Genomic DNA, 15660 nt, shown 5'->3' on the forward strand with positions numbered 1-15660 from the left:
AACGGAAAAGGAACGGGACTGCAACAAAAGTTTCGTTCCTTTTGCATTTTTCTGTTATACTGAAGCGACTAAAAAAGTGAAAGTAGGACAAGATGGAACATACAACATTTGAAAGCTTCGCAATCAGCGAAGAAATCGTTACGGCACTAAAGGCATTGCGTTATTTCAAACCGACGCAAGTACAACAGGAGGTCATCCCGCTGACCTTAAAGGGCAAAGATATTATTGTCGAATCGCAGACCGGGAGCGGTAAGACAGTCAGTTTCGGCGTACCGTTGTGCGAAAGTGTAAGTTGGGAAGAAAACCGTCCGCAGGCGCTGATTTTGGTTCCCACAAGGGAGCTGGCTTTGCAGGTGAAAGAGGACATCACCAACATCGGACGATTGAAGCGGATCAAGGCCACTGCTGTTTTCGGCAAGACTTCTTTCGATACGCAAAAATCGGAATTGAGACAGAAAAGCCATATCGTAGTCGGCACTCCGGGCAGGGTATTGGATCATCTGCAAAAAGGGACAATGAAATTTGACAAGATACGCTACCTGGTACTTGATGAGGCGGATGAGATGCTGAATATGGGCTTCATTGAGCAAGTGGAAGCCATCATCGATTTCCTTCCGAAACAAAGACAAACACTGCTGTTCTCTGCGACCATGCCGAATGAAGTGGTGCGTTTGGCCAGCTTCTATATGAAGAACGACCGCGTTTCGGTGAAAATGGAAAGCGACGAGGCGTCCAAGCCGAAGATTCTGCAATCCTTCATCCGTGTCCAAGAATCGGGGAAAGCGAAGCAACTACTGGATCTGCTGACCGTTGAGAATCCGGACAGCTGCATCATCTTCTGCAATACGCAGGAAGCTGTCAACGGACTGTACACATTCTTGAGTAAAGCCGGTTTGCCGATCGATAAGATGCACGGCGGGATGGTGCAGGATGACCGCACAGCCGTCATGGATGATTTCCGCAAAGGCAGATTGCGCTACTTGGTGGCTACGGATGTGGCTGCACGCGGCATCGACGTCGATAATGTGACGCATGTCGTTAATTATGATGTCCCCGAGGAGAAAGAGAGCTTCATCCACCGTACCGGCAGGACCGGCCGCGCCGGAAAAACCGGTGTAGCCTTGACCATGGTTACGCCTAATGAGGAAAGAAGTTGGCAGGGGGTGAAAGACCTCGTTCAGCAGGAAATTACTGAAATCGATCCGCCGAGCGCCCGCTTTGTTCAGCATCACAAAGCACCTTTCGAAAAGAAACTGCAGGAACGCCCCATCATCAAGAAAGCCCGTAACCGGGAGTTGAACAAGGACATCACCAAAGTCTATTTCAACGGCGGCAAGAAAAAGAAACTGCGCGCCATCGACTTTGTCGGTACGCTGACGAACATTCCGGGCATCGATGCGGATGATATCGGCATCATCACGATCCAGGAAAATGTGACATACATCGAAATCCTGAACGGCAAAGGTCCCTTTGTGATTTCCGAGATGCAGAATCGCACCGTCAAAGGAAAGGCGCTGAAAGTGCACAAAGCACGGAAATAGCTGCAACAAAATTGAACGATCGAATGCGCAACGACCCGCACGTCTCCGTGAAATGAGGAGCTTGTCGGGTCGTTTTCTTGTACTCGCCTCAAGATTTTGGGTGGCATTCCTGCCCGGCAGAGGCTATACTAATAACCAGAAAGTGGTGAACCAATTGAAACCAGTCGCAACTTATGAAGAAATAGAACAGCAACGCGGAGACAAATCGATTTTATATGTGGACGTTAGGAGTCCTTCCGAATATGCGAAATCAACCATACCAGGCGCCGTAAATGTGCCGGTCCTGGATGATGAGGACCGGAAAGTGGTCGGGACGCTGTATGTTGCCGGCCGAATCGACGAAGCTAAAAGTCACGGCATCCAAGTCATCTCCCCAAGATTGCCGGAAATGTTCAGCCTCTTCCAGGAATACACGAAGGCCTACGACCAAGTCGTCATCTTCTGCAGCAGGGGAGGATTCCGTAGTAATTCGATTTTTTCCTTGCTCAAATCCTTGGGGATGAATGTCCACCGGATGGAAGGCGGCTACAAAAACTACCGCAGCACGATCAACAATCTGATTCCCGTATTGTTCGAAGCGGTCCAGTTTGTGACCCTTTACGGCAATACCGGTACCGGGAAAACAGCCATCCTGGAGGAACTGAAGAAGCGTGGAGCCAATGTGCTTGATTTGGAAGCCTGCGCCAACAACAGAGGGTCCGTCTTCGGAGGCGTCGGCCTCAAGAAGCCTCAGCCACATAACCAAAAAATGTTCGAGAGTCTGTTGGCCGAGAGCGCAGCCGGCTGGAAGGAACCGCTGGTCGTCTTTACCGAAGGCGAAAGCAAGCGGATCGGACAGGCTGTCTTGCCGCCTTCATTGATTGATGCGATGCAGAGAGGCCTGAACCTGAACATCGAGGCTTCATTGGATTACCGGATCGGACAGATCAAAAAAGATTACCTCCATAGCAATGAAGCGGAGCTCCTAGCAGCGCTGGACCGATTGAAATCCTACTTGAACGAAGCGCGTGTCGAGGGATACAAGGAGCAGGTACGCCAGCACGAGTTCGATGCGGTCATCGCAGATCTGTTGGTGAAATACTACGATCCCCGCTACAACTTCAACAAAAAGGAATTTGTAGCCATTTTCCGGAATGAAGATGCCGCAGCTACGGCCGAAGCCATTCTGGAATGGATGAAGCAACGGAACGGATCAGAGAGAAAATAAAACAGAGCAGTTGCCCCTGAACGGGTGGCTGCTCTGTTTTATTGTTTTACAAGAAGATACTCGCTATATTAAGCCGCTCATGCTGTGGTTGTCCGATTCTTCGGGTTTATCGGACAACGCGAAGAACATTCGCTATCTAGTTGTCCGATTCTTCGCGGTTATCGGACAACGCGCAGAGCATTCGCAGTCAGGTTGTCCGATTCTTCGGGTTTATCGGACAACGTGCAGAACATTCGAGCTCCGGTTGTCCGATTCTTCCCGGTTATCGGACAACTTTCATTTTCAGCCTTCTTCCGCCAATTGCCTCAACGATTTGGCTGCATAGTCGATTTCCTCCAACGTATTGAAGCTGGAAAAGCTGAAGCGGACCATGCCGGTTTTTTCCGTTCCGAAAGCTTGATGGATGAGTGGCGCGCAATGGGCGCCAGGACGGACCGCAATCCCGTAATCCATGAAGAGTGCATCACTGAGGTCGCCGGAATCCCAACCCTCGAGATTGAGCGAAACGACAGGTGCGCGCGCTACGTCCGAAGCAAAACTGCCGTAGAGGATGATCCCCGGAATGTCCTTGATTTGGTCGTGGAAGCGTAAAGTCAGTTCCTTCAGCTGCAGGCTGATCGCAGCAAGCCCTTTTTGTTCGATGTAATCCAACCCGGCGGAAAGGCCCGCCAAGCCATGGACATTCTGGGTGCCGGCTTCGAACAAGGTAGGCATCTGCTTTGGGTATTGCTTATCGAAAGAATGGAAGCCGCTGCCACCGGTGACCACCGGCACGAAAGCTAATGGTCTGTCGCCGAGGCAGATGCCTCCGGTTCCTTGGGGCCCGTAAAGACTTTTGTGGCCGGTGAAGCAGAGAACGTCGATGTGCTGCTTCACCATGTCAATATCGAGGACGCCTGCGCTCTGGGAAGCGTCGACAATGAAAATCAGACCGTGCTCCCGGCAGAAGCTACCGATCCATTCCAGATCTGCCGCATTGCCGGTGACATTCGAAGCATGGTTGACCACGACTGCGCGGGTATCGGGACGCAACAGACGCGAGAAATCAGGATAAATGAGCGTTCCACACTCATCGACTCCGACAAATGATATGGAAGCCCCTTGTTCCTCCAACTGGTAAAGCGGACGCAGGACGGCGTTGTGCTCCGTAACGGTCGTGATGATGTGGTCCGCCGGCGTCAGTAACCCCTTCAGGACCAGGTTCAGCGAGGCGGTGGCGTTTGCCGTGAAAGCGACGTTTGCCGCATCCGGACCGCCGAACAGGACCGCCGTCTTTCGACGCAACGCCTCCGTCAAACGCAGCGCGTTCAAGGAAGCGCTATGGCTGCCGCGTGCTGGGTTTCCCAACTGGCCATCTGCTATGGCGTGGTAGACAGCTTCAGCCACCGCGGCCGGTTTCTTCAGCGTCGTTGCGCTGTTGTCGAAATAATAAAGTTCAGTCATGCCATTCCTCCACGGATTTTTTCCGGTTCTCAAAGCGTACTTCGTAGCAGCCATCATTGGAAATGGAACGCTCCGAAAGCAGCGAGAGGACAGCGTTCAGATCATCCAGATGGGTCTGAAGCACCAGCCCGCATCCGGCCGAGATCTGTTCTGGCATGGGGATTAGCCGGCATTCCCGACTGGCCTCCAGGACAACGGCTTCGGCGGCTGCCGCGGCCTGGGACGTCGGGAACGCGACGATGCCGTAGTGTTTGCGGTCGATCATGGCGATACGGTCTTGGCGTTTCGCAGGATTTCAACGATGCGGTACATGTTCGTGAAGGTCCCCACCGCCAATTTGTCCTTTACGCCGTAGAATTCTCCGCAGATGCCGCAAGTCAGCACCTCGACGCCGTCTTCCTCCAACGCTTTGAGGTCGTCCAAAACGGCCGAACCTTCCGTCGTCAGCAACGCGCCGGCATTGTAGCAGAGCACTTTTTCAGGCAGCACGTCCTGTTCGGTCAGGGAAAAAAGGAAGCTTTTCATCAGCGTACGGCCCAATTCTTCGCTGCCGTTGCCGATGAAGTCGCTGTTCAACACGACAACATAACTTGCTCCGGATGGTGCGCCGGTGTCGGCGGTTTGATCCGGAAGCACAGGGTGTTCGGCGGCGTGTGCTTCGTTCCCGGCGTTCGGATCCGAAATTTTTACTTCATAAAGGGTATCATTGATTTTTTCGGCTTGGACGGAAAGCTTCAGCTGCTCCGCCATCTTGGCAAGGTTCTGCGTCGCGATCTCGTTGTCCACGCTTATAAGTAAGGTCTCCTCATTGCTCTCCTTTAAAGCTCGTTTGGTCAGAATGACCGGCATCGGACAAGCTTGTCCGACTGCATCTATTTTTTTCATGCTCGTTTCCTCCTGGTTAATTCATATTTATTTGATTCGTTGTTCAATGCACCACTGTGATTTTCTTGGCGCCTTTTTCGGTCACTTCGCCGATGATGCCGCAGGGCAAGCCCAATGCTTCGATTTCGGCAAGCAGAGCGGCTGCTTCTTCGACAGGGACGCTCACCAACAGGCCCCCGGATGTCTGCGGATCGAAAAGGAGTTCCTCCAAGGCATAATCTTCGATCTGGAAGTCCACATCGGCTTCCAAGTGATTCCGGTTGCGCTGTCCGCCGGCTGTTATCAGGAATTCTTTGGCGCCCTGATAGGCACCGTTCAGGCAAGGCACGCTGTCGGCGTAGACCGTCGCTGAACAGCGATCGCTGACCATTTCCGAAAGGTGCCCCAACAAGCCGAAACCGGTGATGTCCGTGCAGCTGTGGACGGTGTATTTTTTCAGTACGTCCGCCGCATAACGATTCAGCGTTGTCATCGAGGCAACGGCTACATCGAAGGCATCCTGCGGCATTTCCCCGGCGCTGTAGGCCGTCGTGATGATGCCGGTCCCCAATGGCTTTGTCAGTAGCAGGACATCGCCCGGAACGCAGGTGTCATTCCGGTAAATCCGATCCGGGTGGACCCTTCCCAACACTGACAGTCCGTATTTGGGCTGGGGATCGTGGATCGAATGGCCGCCGACCAGCACGCCGCCTGCCTCTTGGACTTTCTTGAAGCCGCCCGCCAGAATTTTACCGAGTGTATCGGTGCTTTTTGTTTCGGGCCAGCAGACGATGTTCATGGCGGTCAATACTTCGCCGCCCATCGCAAACACATCGCTCAAGGCGTTGGCTGCAGCGATTTCCCCGAAAAGCGTGGCGTCCGCAACCATCGCGGGAAAGAAATCCAGCGTCTGGATCATGGCAGTCTGATCGTCGATGCGGAACACTGCGGCATCATCGGATGAGTCGAAACCGACCAAGAAATCCGGGTGGTGCTGTTTCGGAAACTGGCTGAGCAGGTCGCCCAAAACGCCGGGGCCGATTTTCGCATTGCAGCCCCCGCAGATAAATAATTCGTTTGATAATTCTTGTTCCATATTTTTCACTCCTGTAGGTCATGACGTGTTCACCTTACAATTATATACCACCAGTCAAAGCATAAGGCGGATAATCTGCATATTTAATAAGTAAGGGATTCGATTTGGGGAGAAACATGACAGATTTTGTGCAAAAAAATAGGCCGCGGATGTGATATGATGGAGAAGTCATTTCTGAGGGTATGCCATTGCTTTATTGAGTGAAGGCAAGCCCGTTCAGGAATATTCGGTCAATATAAAAAGATAAAAAAATAAGGATGGATGCAAGTGATTGATAAAGAATTACTGTACGGGACGCTAAAAAAATATTTCGGATATGACAGCTTCCGGGAAGGCCAAGAGGAATTGATCACGCACACCCTTCAGGGGAAAGACGTGCTCGGAATCATGCCGACGAGCGGAGGGAAGTCGCTCTGCTACCAACTGCCGGCTTTGCTGCTGGACGGCATGACGATCGTCGTATCCCCGCTCGTGTCCTTGATGAAGGATCAGGTGGATAGCCTGCGGGAAATGGGGATTGCCGCGGCGTACCTGAACAGCACGCTTTCCCGGGAAGAATTCCTGCAATTGATGGACGATATGCGCTCCGGCCAGCTCAAACTTCTCTACATCGCGCCGGAACGGATTGACAACGAGTCATTCATGAATGCTCTGCGATTTGTGAAGGTGCCGTTGCTGGTGGTCGATGAGGCCCACTGTATCTCGCAATGGGGCAGCGATTTCCGGCCTTCCTACCAAGGTGTGGCACGGTTGTATGATCTGTTCGACAGACGTCCGCGGGTTGCCGCCTTCACCGCTACGGCAACCGAACCGGTCCAGGATGATATCATGATCCAGCTGCGCCTGCAACAGCCATTCCGCTTGGTGACCGGTTTTGACCGCAGCAACTTAGCCTTCAGCGTGGAAAAACCCGCCGACAAGTTCAAGTTCCTCCTGAAGGACCTCAACCCGAAGGAAGCGAGCATTATTTATTGCTCGACCAGAAAAAATGTCGAGTCGGTCCAGAAGAAACTGGAACAAAAAGGTTTTGCCGCGACGCTCTACCATGCCGGACTTCCGGAACACGAGCGCCAGCGCAACCAGGACGATTTCCTCTTCGACCGCAAACCAATCATGGTCGCGACGAATGCTTTCGGGATGGGGATCGACAAGAGCAATGTGCGTACGGTCTACCATTACAATATGCCCAAAAATATCGAGAGCTACTATCAGGAGGCCGGAAGGGCGGGCCGTGACGGAGAGGAAGCGCGTGTCATCCTGTTGTTTTCAGCGCAGGACATCATCATCAACAAATTGCTGAACAGTCATACGAACGACAGTGAGGCCACCAACAAACTGAACAAAATGATCAACTATTGCTACACAAACCAGTGTCTGCGTCGCTATATCCTGGAATATTTCGGCGAAACGACAGCGGAGATTGATTGCCAGCACTGCTCGAATTGCTTGCGGCGCACGGAACAGCGGGAAATCACCGAAGAAGCCCAAAAAATCCTTTCCTGCGTCGTGCGGGTGCGCGGACGTTACGGCGCTCAGAAAATCATCGGCATCCTGACCGGCAGCAAACAGAAGGGCATCACCGATTTCGGGCTGGATCAGCTGAAGACATACGGATTGATGAGCGCCTACAACGAGGCGGAAATCCGCGAAATGATCGGCGTTTTGATTGCGGACGAATATCTGCAGGTGACCGGCGATCAGTATCCTTTGATCCAAGTCACTCCGAAAGCGATGGAAATCCTGAAGGAAGGAAAAAAAGTCGGGATGTCCTATGCGGTCGAAACCGGCAAAGGTGCCGCCAAACAGAGCGGAGGCGGAGTGTACGATACCGAGCTATTCGAGCGGCTGCGGAGTGTGCGCACGGAAATGGCGAACGAGCACGGGATCCCTTCCTACATCGTCTTTTCGGACAGCACGTTGCATGAAATGGCCCGCAACTTTCCGACCGACGATGAAGCCTTCCTGCGTCTGTCCGGGGTCGGCGAAACGAAGCTGGAGCGCTATGGCGAAGTGTTCATGGGCGTCATTACCGATTATCTGAAGGAGTTTCCTGATGCCGAAACGCTGCTGCAGCAAAAACGGTTGGAGCATAAAGAGCAGAATGTTCAGGCGGGCAATCTGGAAGCCGCGGAGAAACGCCCGAAACCGGCGAAGAAAAATTACGCCGGCACGACCTTCGAAGAAACCTATCGCCTTTACCAGGAAGGCATGTCGGTCGAGGAAATCATCGCTGCCAGAGGATTGGCACGGATGACCATCGAAAACCATCTCCGCCATTTGGCTGAATTGCCCACATATGACATGCACTTGGCGGATTTCGTCACGGCGGAACAGTTGCAGGCAATCACTAGAGCGATCGAGGAGTCGGAGGATCAGCATCTGAAACCTCTCAAAGAAAAGTTGGGGGATGATTACAGCTACTTCCAGATCGCTATGGTGCTGGCTTTCCGGAAAAGAGGAAGTTGATCGCATGTAGAGAAATTCCAGGGCCGCCTGATGAGGCGCTCTGGAATTTTTGTCTACTCTGCTCTTTGGCTGGCGGGCACATCCGAAAAGGATGCGGATATCAATTGCTGGATAAAATTGTCGGATGTCCCTGCAGCATTCGAAAATCTCTCTCTATTCGGAGGCAAAACTGCCGAATGGCATCACGCATTCGATGGTTTCGCGCCTTCCAGACATAAAATAATCGCATCCCACACGAACTTTCGACTATTTTCCGACCCGTAGGCACAATCCAATCCATCAGCATAGGCAGCAGCGCTATCCACCAAGCGCGCTCTTCTGATCAACACTCCAACTGTTTATTTTTGGTAAGTAGAGTATGTTTGGTATAATAAAGGAAAGAGAACGGTTACGAATGGAGGCTCAATTCCCTGTCACTTACGATTAAGCCCTGTAGGGAGGGATTTCGATGAGAAGGAACATTTTGTTTATTCTGTTGGGGTTGTTCATTGTTGCTGGATTAGCCCCTGCCCGCATCGCGGCGCCAGCATTTCCGTTGGAGAACGGTGCTGTTGTCCAAAAAAGTTTGCTTGAACTTTACCGTCCAACGCACATAAATATAGATGGAAAGCTTGCCGAAGCAGGAAAAGATCATGTCACACAGCATACAAGAAGCGTTGTTGCCCTTTCAGGGATACAGAAAATCAAAGCATCCCCAGCAACAGATGCTAACGCGGAATTAACTTATGCGACTCACTTACAAGACAGCGGTTGGCAGTCCGAAGTCGAGGAAGGCGCAATCAGCGGCGGGATGGCTTCAGCGATCGAAGCCATCCAGGTGCGCTTGACACATTTGGCTGAAGCGGGCAGTATTTCTTATCGGACCTACAGGCAGGACAGTGGTTGGTCGGGTTATGCCAAAAACGGCGAGATTGCCGGAACGACAGGAGCCGGCGAAGCGATCGAGTCCGTGCAGTTCAAGCTGACGGGTGCTTTGGCGGCTCAATACAACCTTTATTACCGGGTGCAAACGAGCCGCTTCGGATGGCTCGACTGGGCGTTGAATGGCGAAACAGCCGGAACGGACGGTTTCCGCTATCCGATTGAAGGGGTCGAGATTGTGCTGATGAACAAAGAGCAGGCTTTTGCCGGCAAGCGTGAGCAGAGCTTCATCAAACGCACAGACCCTGTTTTATCCTACGGCAGCTATCTGACGGGTTCCGGCTGGCAGGATCCGGTCCTAAATCCGTCGCAAAGCGGTTCCCCGGATTCCTCGCAATCACTGGAAGGCCTGCAGGCAAAATTGGATTTCCAGCCTTACCCAGGATCGATTTCCTACCGCGCCGCTACAAGCGAAAGTGGCTGGCTCGAGTGGACGCAGGATGGGTTGGAAGCTGGACTGCCGGGGACGGGCCAACGCATCGAGCGGATCGAAATGCAGTTGACGGATGAATTGGCTGTCCATTATGATATCTATTACCAAGTCCATGTCCCCGGAGTGGGCTGGTTGGATTGGGCCAAGAACGGCGAAACGGCCGGAACGCAAGGCTATGACTACGAAGTCAGTGCCGTCCAGATGCAAGTGGTCCAAAAAGATGCGGCAGCGCCGGGAAACACGGCAGTCGCCTTCATGAAATACGTGCCGAAACCGCCGCCCGTTCCGGTTGCACCGCCTGTCCCAGCCTACCCGACAGGACCCGACTGGACTGTCCAGGACAGCATTTTCCGGACGAATGCCGGCACCAACTATTACGTAGGCTCAAGTTACATCATCATCAGTATTGCCTACCAGCGCGTCTGGGCCTATATCGGTAACCAGCAGATCGTCAATGCTCCCGTCATAACCGGACGTCCTTCGATGCCGACGCCTAAAGGACTGTTTGCCATCCAGCCGTACAAGGAGTCGCCGAGTGTTCTGATTGGTGAGGATTATGAATCGCCGGTCCAATATTGGATTCCGTTTTTGGGCAATGCTTACGGCTTACATGACGCCTCATGGCAGACCCAAGGATTCGGCGGGGACCTTTATCTGTATCTGGGATCGCACGGTTGCGTCAATACCCCTTATTATGCGGTCCAAACACTTTACAATACATACTCCGTCGGCACTCCTGTAGTGGTTTATTGACCGCAGAGTGCGGGAAAATATGGAAAAATAATGAACAAGCAGGTGAATGTGTGACTAAGAAAAAAATATTGATGATCGGAACGGGCGGTACGATCGCCTCCAAAATCACGCCGAATGGACTGGATCCCCAACTGACATCCGATGAGATACTGGCCTTTATCCCCGGCATCTCAGAAATATGCGAGGTCGATACCCTGCAAATCTGCAATATCGACAGCACCAACGTTGCTCCCGACATCTGGGTGCTGATGACGGATACCATCAAAGAAAAGTATGAAGATTATGATGGGTTTGTTGTCACACACGGAACCGACACGATGGCTTATACGGCTGCTGCACTCTCCTATATGATTCAGGATTCTCCTAAACCGATCATCATCACTGGTGCCCAAAAGCCGATCAATATGGAAGTCACCGATTCGAAGACAAATCTCTTCGACAGCTTCCTTTATGCAGCATCCGATTCCGCCAGTGGTGTCCAGATCGTCTTCAATGGGAAGGTCATCCTCGGAACACGGGCGAGGAAGACGCATTCCAAAAGCTTCCAGGCTTTTTCGAGCATCAATTACCCTTATTTGGCGATCATCCAGGACGGACGCGTGATTTCCTACATCACAAAGGAAAAGGCGCAAGCACCGCACTTCTACGGCAGTCTGGATGCGAAAGTGGCGTTGTTCAAGCTGACGCCTGGAGTGGATTCGGAGATCCTCTCTTATATGCTCGAGCGGAACGATGCTGTCATCATCGAAAGCTATGGAGTGGGCGGCATCCCATCCGCGCCGGAGTATGGATACTTCGAGGTAATCAACCATTGGATCGGCCAAGGCAAGACGGTTGTGATGACGACGCAGGTGCCGAACGAGGGCAGCGATATGGAAATCTACAAAGTCGGACACGAACTGAAATCCCGGGTCAATATTTTGGAAGCATATGATATGATAACCGAAGCGGTCGTATGCAAATTGATGTGGATCTTGGGTCAGACTCAGGATCCGGACCGGATCAAGGAACTGTTCTACACGACGATAAGCAACGATATTCTGTATTAAAATGAAACAAAGCAAGGGCAGTCCCTATTTTCGGGACTGCCCTTGCTTTGTTATGTTTTCGGTAACCGTCCTTACGGGTCCGCTGAGATAAGCAGGGAGCCTACCTCCGGCGAAGAGAGGTTCATCGGAGGTAAACACGGATTCCTTTTGCGAAATCCGATGAGCACAGCCTAGTCGGAGCTGAGGTTAAAAGTCCGCGGGATCCTTCGACAAGCGTAGGGCTCACCGGAGCTGCGCACGGATTCTCTGGGTTCCTTTATTCGAGCTCAAACGCTCCTGTATAGAGCTGATAATATTTCCCTTTTTCGCCGATCAATTTCTCGTGATCGCCGCGTTCAATGATCCGGCCTTGCTCCATCAGCATGATCACATCAGCATTCTGGATGGTAGACAATCGGTGGGCGATGACGAAAACGGTCCGTCCGTGCATCAACGCATCCATGCCGCGTTGGACGATCGATTCCGTCCGCGTATCGATGCTGGAAGTTGCTTCATCCAGGATCATGACGGGCGGATCGGCAACAGCCGCACGGGCAATTGAAAGCAACTGCTTCTGTCCTTGGGAAAGACCTTCGCCGTCGCCGGAAATGATGGTTTGGTATCCCAGCGGCAGACGGGAGACAAAATCATCGGCATTCGCTAAGCGCGCTGCCGCATAGACTTCCTCATCGGATGCGTTCAGATTGCCGTAACGGATGTTTTCAAGGATCGTTCCGGTGAAGAGATTGGTGTCCTGCAACACGATGCCAAGGGAACGGCGCAAGTCATCTTTCTTGATGTCCGCGATGTCGATGCCGTCATAAACGATTTTTCCGTCCTGGATATCATAGAAACGATTGATCAGGTTTGTGATGGTCGTCTTGCCGGCACCAGTCGAACCTACGAAAGCGACCTTCTCACCTGGATGGGCATAGAGGCTGATATCATGCAGAATCTGTTTGTCCGGATTGTAGGAGAAGTCGACGTCGAAGAAGCGGACATCCCCAGTCAGTTCCGTATAGCGGAAGGAACCATCGGCTTTCGGAACTTTCCAAGCCCAAAGTCCGGTATGGTTTTCTGCTTCCAGCAACTCTTTGCCGACCTTTGTTGCATTCACCAAGGTCACGGTTCCTTCGTCCAGCTCGGGTTGCTCATCCATCAGTTCGAAGATTCGCTCCGCACCCGCCAAAGCCATCACGATCGATGAAACTTGTTGGGAAATCTGGTTGACCGGCATTGTGAATGAGCGGCTCAACTGCAGGAAGGAAGCGATCGCCCCCAATGTCAGGCCGCCGAACCCGGAGACAGCCATGGCCCCGCCGAACATGGCGATCAATGCGTATTGCAGGAACCCGAGATTGCCGAGGATCGGCATCAGGATATTAGCGTAAATGTTCGCGTTCGTCGCGCTCTCGCGCAATTCGTCGTTGAGCTTGTCGAAACGTTCCTTGGATTCGGTCTCGCGACCGAAGACTTTCACTTCTTTTTGCCCATGCATCATCTCTTCGATGTAGCCGTTCACCTTGCCGAGCGTCTGCTGCTGTTTGACGAAGTTGACGGAACTTTTGCCGCCGATCGTCTTTGTGACAGTGATCGACAAGGCGACCATCAGAATAACGATGAGCGTCAACGGCAGGCTGACAGCCAGCATCGCTGCAAATACGCTGATAATCGTGACCAGTGAAGAAAAGGCCATCGGGATGCTTTGCGACAGCATCTGGCGCAAAGTGTCGATGTCATTGGTGTAGCGGCTCATGACATCCCCGTGCGCATGCGTGTCGAAATATTTGATCGGCAAACGCTGCATATGCGCGAACAGCTCATCACGGATTTTTTTCTGGATCCCCTGTGAAATGGTGACCATCAAAATGTTGTAGACGTAAGTCGCCACAACGCCAACCATGTAAATGCCGGCCATCATCGCGAGGGCACGGTACATGCTAGTGAAGACAGGGTTGGTAACTCCCAACAAAGGCGTGATGTAATCATCAATCAGCGTCTCCAGGAAAAGTGAGCCTGCGACGTTGGCAAGCGCGCTGACGAGGATACAGATCAAGACGAGACTGAAGGTGAATTTGTGTCCTTGGGAGATATAGGACAAGAGCCGTTTTGTTGTTTTGCCGGCATCTTTGGCTCCGCGCCGTTTGGGTTGATTAGGCTTCATCGGTAAGTTGCCCCCCTTTCGTTTGTGAATAGTACACTTCTTGATAAATGGTGTTTGATGCAAGCAACTCGTCATGTGTTCCGATACCATTGATGCTGCCGCTTTCCATCACGATGATTTTATCGGCATCCTGTACAGAAGAGACGCGTTGGGCAATGATGAACTTGGTGGTGTACGGTATCTCCTGCTTGAAAGCGGTCCGGATCAGAGAGTCCGTACGTGTATCCACGGCGCTGGTCGAATCATCAAGGATCAGAATCTTCGGCTGTTTCACCAAAGCGCGCGCGATGCAGAGCCTTTGTCTTTGGCCACCGGAAACATTTGTGCCACCTTCTTCTATATAAGTGTCGTATCCATCAGGGAGGCGCTGGATGAATTCATCGGCTTGCGCTTGTCTGGCTGCTTTCATCAATTCTTCATCCGTAGCGAGGGGGTTTCCCCAACGCAGGTTATCCTTGATTGTTCCTGAGAACAGGATATTCTTTTGGAGCACCATGGCGACTTCGCCGCGTAATGTCTGCATATCGTAGTCGCGCACATCGATACCGCCGACTTTCACCGTACCGCCGGACGCATCATAGAGACGCGGAATCAGGTGGACCAATGAAGTTTTGGCGCTGCCGGTACCGCCGATGATGCCGACAGTTTCCCCTGAATTGACGGTAAAGCTGACATTCTTCAAAGCAAGTTTGTGCGGATCTTTGGCATAACTGAAGTCCACCTGCTCGAAACTTACCGATCCGTCAGGAATAGCCAAAACTGGATTAATGCCGTTCTTCAAGTCGCTTTCTTCATTCAGCACTTCCACGATCCGCTCCGCTGAAGCGCGCGAAATCGTGACCATGACGAATACCATCGAAATCATCATCAGACTCATCAGAATTTGGGAAGCATACGTGATCAAACTCATCAGTTGGCCAGTCGTCATCGAACCGGAGACGATCATGCGAGCGCCCAACAGAGATAACGTCAAAATGCTCGCATACATCGTGAATTGCATCAAAGGACTGTTGAATGCCAAAATTTTCTCGGCCTTGGTGAAATCAGAATAGATTTTCTTGGAGACGGATTTGAATTTTTCGGTTTCGTGCTCTTCACGGACATAGGACTTGACGACTCGGATGCCATACAGATTTTCCTGTACGACACGGTTCAACTTGTCATAGGTGCGGAAGACCTTCTGGAAAATAGGAAAGGCTTTTGACATAATCAGGTAGAGACCGAACCCAAGGAACGGAATTGCGCCAAGGAAGACCATTCCGAGCTCACTGTTGATGCTCAAAGCCATCATCAATGAGAACACCAGCATAAGTGGTGCCCGGACCATGATCCTGATGATCATCTGGTAAGAGTTCTGGACATTCGTGATGTCCGTCGTCAGACGGGTGATCAGACTGGATGTCGAAAACTGGTCGATATTCGAGAATGAAAAATCCTGGATATTATGGTACATGTCCTTGCGGAGATTTTTTGCGAATCCGGCCGAAGCTTTGGCCGCATGCAAACCGGACAGGACACCGAAACCCAAGGAGAAGATGGTGGAAACAATCAAAATCAGTCCGATGCGGATGATGAAGGGCATATCGCCTTCGCCAACCCCTCTGTCGATGATCATAGACATCAAAAATGGGATAAGCACTTCAAGGACTACTTCCAAAGTGACATATATAGGGGCAAGGATCGAGTCCTTTTTATACTCGCGTATGCTGCCCAGGAGTTTTTTTATCATAGCGTTAATCCTTTC

11 protein-coding genes are annotated in these 15660 nt (G+C 51.9%); 5 read left to right on the top strand and 6 right to left on the bottom strand.

The features are described from left to right. The first annotated feature begins 92 nt into the window (after positions 1-92). Both ACTCCX_RS04350 and mnmH read left to right on the top strand, forming a co-directional pair. Positions 93-1541: a DEAD/DEAH box helicase gene (locus tag ACTCCX_RS04350; RefSeq protein ID WP_463274916.1), complete on the top strand. Its 1449-nt coding sequence runs from the start codon at positions 93-95 to the stop codon at positions 1539-1541. Between the two features lie 154 nt (positions 1542-1695). After that, the gene (gene mnmH, locus ACTCCX_RS04355) at positions 1696-2748 is read left to right on the top strand and encodes a tRNA 2-selenouridine(34) synthase MnmH (protein ID WP_463274917.1); all 1053 of its coding nucleotides are present in this window, start codon (positions 1696-1698) and stop codon (positions 2746-2748) included. A gap of 282 nt (positions 2749-3030) precedes the next feature. Here mnmH and ACTCCX_RS04360 read toward each other — a convergent pair whose 3' ends face one another. Genes ACTCCX_RS04360 through selD form a run of 4 tightly spaced genes read right to left on the bottom strand, consistent with a single transcriptional unit; the run spans position 3031 to position 6151 of the window. After that, on the bottom strand, positions 3031-4191 hold the full coding sequence (locus ACTCCX_RS04360; RefSeq protein ID WP_463274918.1) for an aminotransferase class V-fold PLP-dependent enzyme: 1161 nt from the start codon (positions 4189-4191) through the stop codon (positions 3031-3033). After that, complete coding sequence (locus tag ACTCCX_RS04365) at positions 4184-4456, bottom strand: DUF3343 domain-containing protein (protein ID WP_463274919.1); 273 nt, start codon at positions 4454-4456, stop codon at positions 4184-4186. Before ACTCCX_RS04365 ends, ACTCCX_RS04360 begins: the two co-directional genes overlap by 8 nt. Beyond that, positions 4453-5076: a sulfurtransferase-like selenium metabolism protein YedF gene (yedF, locus tag ACTCCX_RS04370; RefSeq protein WP_463274920.1), complete on the bottom strand. Its 624-nt coding sequence runs from the start codon at positions 5074-5076 to the stop codon at positions 4453-4455. Before yedF ends, ACTCCX_RS04365 begins: the two co-directional genes overlap by 4 nt. A gap of 43 nt (positions 5077-5119) precedes the next feature. After that, positions 5120-6151, bottom strand: coding sequence for a selenide, water dikinase SelD (selD, locus tag ACTCCX_RS04375; RefSeq protein WP_463274921.1), 1032 nt, complete (start codon positions 6149-6151; stop codon positions 5120-5122). 267 nt (positions 6152-6418) lie between these two features. On the opposite strand from selD, the gene recQ reads away from it, so the two are divergent. From recQ to ACTCCX_RS04390, 3 genes are all read left to right on the top strand, one after another. Continuing rightward, positions 6419-8617: a DNA helicase RecQ gene (gene recQ / locus ACTCCX_RS04380; RefSeq protein WP_463274922.1), complete on the top strand. Its 2199-nt coding sequence runs from the start codon at positions 6419-6421 to the stop codon at positions 8615-8617. Between the two features lie 448 nt (positions 8618-9065). Further along, positions 9066-10724 carry a L,D-transpeptidase family protein gene (locus tag ACTCCX_RS04385; protein WP_463274923.1) on the top strand — a complete coding sequence of 553 codons (1659 nt, stop codon included), beginning with the start codon at positions 9066-9068 and terminating at the stop codon, positions 10722-10724. A 50-nt stretch (positions 10725-10774) separates the two neighbouring features. Then, positions 10775-11773 carry an asparaginase gene (locus tag ACTCCX_RS04390; protein WP_463274924.1) on the top strand — a complete coding sequence of 333 codons (999 nt, stop codon included), beginning with the start codon at positions 10775-10777 and terminating at the stop codon, positions 11771-11773. A gap of 256 nt (positions 11774-12029) precedes the next feature. Here ACTCCX_RS04390 and ACTCCX_RS04395 read toward each other — a convergent pair whose 3' ends face one another. Both ACTCCX_RS04395 and ACTCCX_RS04400 read right to left on the bottom strand, forming a co-directional pair. Continuing rightward, entirely contained in the window at positions 12030-13916 is a 1887-nt protein-coding gene (locus tag ACTCCX_RS04395) for an ABC transporter ATP-binding protein (protein ID WP_463274925.1), read from the bottom strand. Beyond that, positions 13906-15645: an ABC transporter ATP-binding protein gene (locus tag ACTCCX_RS04400; protein WP_463274926.1), complete on the bottom strand. Its 1740-nt coding sequence runs from the start codon at positions 15643-15645 to the stop codon at positions 13906-13908. The genes ACTCCX_RS04395 and ACTCCX_RS04400 overlap by 11 nt, the downstream gene beginning before the upstream one ends. Between the last annotated feature and the right edge of the window lie 15 nt (positions 15646-15660).

Source organism: Trichococcus sp. (assembly GCF_055118575.1).